The sequence below is a fragment of the Candidatus Binatia bacterium genome, from assembly GCA_036504975.1.
Classification (GTDB): Bacteria; Desulfobacterota; Binatia; order UBA9968; family UBA9968; genus JAJPJQ01.
Genome location: DASXUF010000132.1, coordinates 1 through 5628 on the forward strand (window position 1 = coordinate 1; position 5628 = coordinate 5628).

General features: G+C 57.6%; 6 protein-coding genes. 2 read left to right on the forward strand and 4 right to left on the reverse strand.

All coding sequences use genetic code 11. The features are described from left to right. From VGL70_17165 to VGL70_17180, 4 genes are all read right to left on the reverse strand, one after another. On the reverse strand, nt 1-709 hold a 709-nt coding region (locus VGL70_17165; protein HEY3305256.1), incomplete at its 3' end, for a 2-oxoacid:ferredoxin oxidoreductase subunit beta. Nucleotides 710-871: 162 nt separating this feature from the next. After that, the gene (locus VGL70_17170; GenBank protein HEY3305257.1) at nt 872-2662 is read right to left on the reverse strand and encodes a 2-oxoacid:acceptor oxidoreductase subunit alpha; all 1791 of its coding nucleotides are present in this window, start codon (nt 2660-2662) and stop codon (nt 872-874) included. A gap of 231 nt (nt 2663-2893) precedes the next feature. Continuing rightward, the gene (locus VGL70_17175) at nt 2894-3634 is read right to left on the reverse strand and encodes a TlpA disulfide reductase family protein (protein HEY3305258.1); all 741 of its coding nucleotides are present in this window, start codon (nt 3632-3634) and stop codon (nt 2894-2896) included. A gap of 32 nt (nt 3635-3666) precedes the next feature. Then, nucleotides 3667-4140, reverse strand: a complete 474-nt coding sequence (locus tag VGL70_17180; protein ID HEY3305259.1) for a hypothetical protein — start codon at nt 4138-4140, stop codon at nt 3667-3669. 162 nt (nt 4141-4302) lie between these two features. Here VGL70_17180 and VGL70_17185 point away from each other — a divergent pair, with 162 nt between their 5' ends. Next, complete coding sequence (locus VGL70_17185; GenBank protein ID HEY3305260.1) at nt 4303-4866, forward strand: sigma-70 family RNA polymerase sigma factor; 564 nt, start codon at nt 4303-4305, stop codon at nt 4864-4866. Nucleotide 4867: 1 nt separating this feature from the next. Then, the coding region (locus tag VGL70_17190; protein ID HEY3305261.1) for a zf-HC2 domain-containing protein at nt 4868-5628 on the forward strand (761 nt) is incomplete at its 3' end.

The window sequence follows — 5628 nt, forward strand, 5'->3', positions numbered from 1 at the left end:
CTTTGAAAAACTCATGGCTGTTGTCATTATTGTAGGTGACACAAGGGCTGAAGACGTCAATCAGCGAAAAGCCTCTGTGCTGGATGCCTCCCTTGATGAGCTCAACGAGATGTTTTTGCTGTCCGGTAAATCCGCGGGCTACGTAGGTGGCTCCCGCGGCGATCGCGAGGGGCATCGGATTGATCGCGTTCTCCACGCTGCCGAAAGGCGTGCTCTTGGTCTTCATCCCCTTGATGCTCGTCGGCGAGACCTGGCCCGTGGTGAGTCCATAGATCTGATTGTCCATCACGAGATAGGTGAGATCGACGTTCCGGCGCATCGTGTGGAGGAAATGGTTTCCGCCGATGGCGTAGCCGTCCCCGTCGCCGCCGGTCGCGATGACCTTCAGTTTATGGTTCGCGAGCTGGGCGCCCGTGGCCACCGCCAGCGCGCGACCGTGCAGCGTATGCATGCCGTAGGCATTCACATACCCCGGCAAATTGGAAGAGCAGCCGATGCCGCTCACGGTCATCACCTCGTGCGGTTGAAGCTCCAGCTCGACGAGCGCCTGCTTGAGCGCGGCGAGAACACCGAAATCTCCGCAGCCGGGACACCAATCCGGATCAACTTTACCTTTGAAGTCCTTGACGGTGAGCTTGGGACCGTTCCTCTTGGCTACAACCCTACTGCGATTTTCGACTGCTGTTTCGTCCATCATGGGTAGACTCATATTGTTTCTCCTTAGCCGGCTTGACTCCTCTGCCATAGCCAAGCTGGACGCATCTCTCCGGTCCGATGCGATACGACCGTCATACGCTCGAAGGAAAAATACGCTTGCATTTTCCTCGTCCCACGCATCGGACCTCCGAGATACATCCAACTTGGCATTCTGTCAGACCATGACTTCATGGACCGGCACGTAATCTTTGAGCGCGCCCGTCAGGATCGCTTTCGCGCCGTCCACGATGTGGTGCGGCATAAACGGCTCGCCGTCGTATTTATGGATATGGCCGTCGGCCGCGATGCCGGTCTCCGAGCGCAGGTAGCGCGCAAATTGGCCGCTGTAATTGTTTTCCACGATGACGAGTTTTTTGCTTTGCGAGACGATGGCCTGGATCTCATCCGAGTGGAGCGGCACGAGCCACTTGATCTGAAGATGGTTCGCGACGATTCCTTCCTCGGCGGCGAGCTTCTCGATCGCCTCGCGGATCACCCCATCGGTCGAGCCCCAACCCAGCAGCGTGACTTGAGCGTCGCTCGGGCCTAAGAGCTTGGGCGGCTCCAGCAGGGAAAGTATGCCCGCCATCTTGCGCATCCGTTTTTCGTGAATCGCCTGGCGCTTGTGCGGGTTGGTGAATTCGTCGCTGATCAGCACGCCGTCTTCGTCGTGTTCGTCGGTCGCGACCACGTGGACGTATCCCGGCGTGCCGGGGAGAGCGCGCGGCGAGACGCCGCTTTCGGTCAACTCGTAGCGCTTATAAGAACCATTCGCGGGCGGCTTATCTCCGTTAATTCCTATGATCTCTCCGCGCTCGATCGGCACATTGAAATCCAACTCCGCCGGATCGACGCTCGATCTCCCTTCCGACAGCAGGAGGTCGGAAAGGACGATGCCCGGGCATTGGAATTTGTCGACCAGGTTGAAGAGCTGCGGCACGGTCTTGAAACAATCCGTGATCGTGGTCGGCGCAACGATGATGCGCGGGTAATCGCCTTGGCCTGCTCCCATCACCTGCCAGAGATCGCCTTGCTCTGTTTTGGTCGGCACGCCGGTGGCTGGACCGGCGCGCTGCACGTCGATGCAAACCACCGGGATTTCCATCATCGCCGCCGATCCCAGAGCTTCGCTCATGAGAGCGAAGCCGCCTCCCGAGGTGGCGCACATGGCGCGGCAGCCGGCATGCGCGGCGCCGATCGCCATATTCATAACCCCAATCTCGTCTTCGACTTGGCGCACCATGATGCCCAACTCGCGGCCATGCCGCGCCATCCAATGCAGCACGCCGGTCGAGGGACTCATCGGATAGGCGCAGTAAAATCGCACTCCGGCCGCGGCCCCGCCCATCGCCAGCGCCTGGTTGCCCTCGAAGAACGCGAGTTTCTTGCCGGTGTCGGGGAGCGAGAAGGGAAACGGCTTGAAGTGAGCCGCGGCATAATCATAGCCGGCGCGCGCGACGCCCACGTTCTCGGCGATCACGGCCTCGCCTTTTCTCTTGAATTGAAGCGTCAGGATCTCTTCGAGCGGTTTGAACTCGACGCCGATCAGTCGCAACAGAGCGCCAAGGGCGATGGTATTTTGCACCAGATCGCCTTTGATGTTGGGCGCGAGCTCTTTGACCGAAAAGGAACAGAGCTGCACGCCGTCGGCGGCGGCTCCAGGTTTGATCTTGTCGCTGTTGTAGAGGACGGCCGAGCCGGCCCTCATGAGCTTCAGATGCCGGTCCATGCTGTCCTGGTTCAAGGGGACCAGCGCGTCCAGCTTGTCGCCCATGCTGAGAACGGGTTGGTCGCTGGTGCGCAGCGTTAGAAAAATATGGCCGCCGCGTATAATGGACTGGTACGCGTTGTAGGCATTTAGATGAAGGCCGCGCCGCACGAAAATTCGCGCCAGAATATCTCCCGGAGTTGCAATCCCCTGGCCGGCAGCGCCGCCAATTCCGATGGCGAGATCAAATTTACCCATGGAAGATCTCCTGCGAAATTGTCTCCAACTACCGCAATCGTGTCTGGCTCTCTATTAGTCCCCTTGCTTTAAAGTTGCAAGCTTTATTACGTCCTGGAGCACGATCGTGAAGAGGTCGATTACAGAAAGCAGCCGACGAACGAGCAGATCCTGGAGGCGCTGGAAAAAGTTCCTTAACTTCTAAAGATAAGTCGCGGCAGAAAAATTCCGAGTCAGAAGAGACGGGAGATCTTAATCCTCGATCTCTATGCGTCCGGGCCGCGTTCCTCGCTTGCGCCACCGTTGTTGGACCCGCTCGTAGTCCTCGATAGCTTTCGGACCCGCCCGGTTCATTCCCTCTTTCGCCTTATCCGGATCGTGCCAGCGATACCCGACGAACTCCGCATAAAACGGCGCCATGTGGAGTCCTTCCCGGCGGCGCGCGCGGGAGGCCAGGACGTACCGAAGCGCGGCCTCGATCGTCGGCGGATCGGTCCAGTCGGCGCGAAAAAGTACCTTACCTCCGCGCCCGATGAGATAGGTCATGTTAGGCAGCATGCCGTAAAGCTTGTGTCCCGTGCCGATCAGGTCGTCAACCAATATCGGTCGCTCGACGTTGAACTGCTTCTGGAAAGTTTTCGCATGGGAGAGCTTTTGCTCTATAGTTCGATGCGCGGGAAAATTCTCGCCTGGATGAGCTTCGCGCGCGTAGAGGAAAACGAACGCAATGCCTTTACCGGCATATTCCCGAGCCATCGGTTCGAGCGCCGGCGCCGCCAGCGCGCAGTACGGTCAGGTGAGAGAACCAAATTCGATCAGCAGGTCGCCTTGTTTCCAGTAATCGCTCAGTCGAACGGGCCGCCCGGTTTCTAACAGCGTCGCCAGAAAGTCCGGCGCCGAGGAGCCCGCCGGTAAATGCGTCCGAAACGGCAAGAAATCGGAGCCGACGAATTCGCTGTAATTGTATCGCTCGATTTCGGCATGCTCATTCATCGGTCGTCTCCTTTGCGCAATGGACAAATCATTTATGCGGCATGGCGAGTTACGCCCAGCGCTCCTTGCTTCAACATGACAAAGCCGCCGCCGAGAATGATTCCGTATATGAGATGGCCGACCAGACTACCCATCGCGACCGGTCGCATCGGCTCCATCTGGATCGGAGCAAAAGGCGGCATCCCTAAAAATACCGGCATCAGTATCAGCGCTCCCACAATCCACCATATAAAACCGTACACGGCACCCCATCCAAGCCCGGCAACAAAGCTTTGCGCGCGCGGACCGAGCAGCCAGCCAAAGACAGCGCCGATGACTGCGCTGTTGAACAGATGGTAGAGCCAACCGACGAACACACTCATCGAGCCAAGGACCATGGCGACCATCGCCATCATGGGCATCTGTCCTCCTTGAGGCGTTGGCGCGCTCATCATCTGCATCATGATGCCGAAGACGATTCCGCCTAAAAGACCAGCTACTATGCCGCTGCCGATATTGGACCGCATAATTATTCTCCTTTCAAGTATGATGTGGCTATAACGGGAAATCCGGCGAATTAGTTCCCGCAAATGTTTCGACTCCCAAAGCCGTAAATATTCGGGAACTATAACCACCTTCCGACCGTTTTATGATTGCAGCGCCGAGTCGGTCCTGTTTAGAATGGCCGAGTGTCTTGGAGGAGCAAGGAGGATGCCCGGGAAAAGTTTGCTCGCGAGGCGATGACGCACCTCGACCATCTTTACCGTATGGCCGTCCATTTGGCGAAAGAGCCCGACCAGGCCCACGACCTCGTGCAGGAGACCTACGCGCGCGCCCTCGGCTCTTACGAACAGTTTGTGGCCGGCACCCATTTGAAAGCGTGGCTCACAAAAATCCTCCATAATTTGTTTTTCGACCGTTATCGCGAGGCCAAGCGCTGGGTATCGGTCGAAGATAAAGCGGGGAAGGATGAAGAGAGGGACTACTGGCAAAGGATACCGGCGGAAAATCCCGGGCCGGAAAGCAACGTCCTGCGCGGGGAGTTAAGCCATAAAATCTCCGCTGCCATAAAAAAACTGCCCGAGGAGTTCCGCACGCTTATCATTCTGGTCGATATGGAAGACTTCTCCTATGCCGAGGCGGCCGAGATCCTCTCCTGTCCTTTGGGCACCGTTCGCTCGCGGCTTTCCCGTGGGAGAGAACTGCTGTATCGCCACCTGAAGGAGTACGTAGGCACCAAAGAGAAAGTCTGAAATGACAATGAAGTGCGAAGACGCGCAAGAGTTCATCACCGCCCTGGTGGATCACGAACTAACCGGGCCGGAGCGAGCCTCAATAGAGGAACATCTCAGTGGCTGCTCTAGCTGTCAGATTATTTATAGCCGGGAACTGGCGCTCAAGGACGCGGTTCACAAAGCCGGCGTCGGGCTCGAAGCGCCCGCCGCGCTGCGGGAAAGAATTCTCCACGATCCGCGGGTTTTTAGACCGAAGGCTGCCGTCTTCGAGCGGCTCCGAACTTCAAGACTTTATCTCCGGCCGGCGCTGGCCGTAGCCTTACTCATCCTACTCGTTCTCCCTGCGCTTTACATCATGCGGCCGGCGGCAAAGCCACTATCCTTGAGCGCGCTTGAAGTCCATGAAAAAATCATTGGCGGCGAGCTGTCTTTCATTCGAGGGGGCAGCCCTGAGGAAATCAAGGAAACGCTCGATCGTTCCGTGGGCGGCGCTTTCGAACCGATGACATACGATCTGGCGGCGATGAATCTAAAGGCGGTGGGCGGTACGGTGCGGGAATTTGACGGTCGAAAGGTTTTGGTAACGATTTATCAAGGCGACGGCCTAACGGTGACCTGTTATACCTTCCTCGGCACCGAAGCCGATGCACCGCACGCGGCTGATCGCTTCTACGACGCAGTCAAGAAAACGAACTTCTATAGCTATTCTCGCGGCGAGATGAATGCGGTCTTACACCGTGACGGAAAGATCATCTGCATCCTGGTTTCCACGCTGCCCAT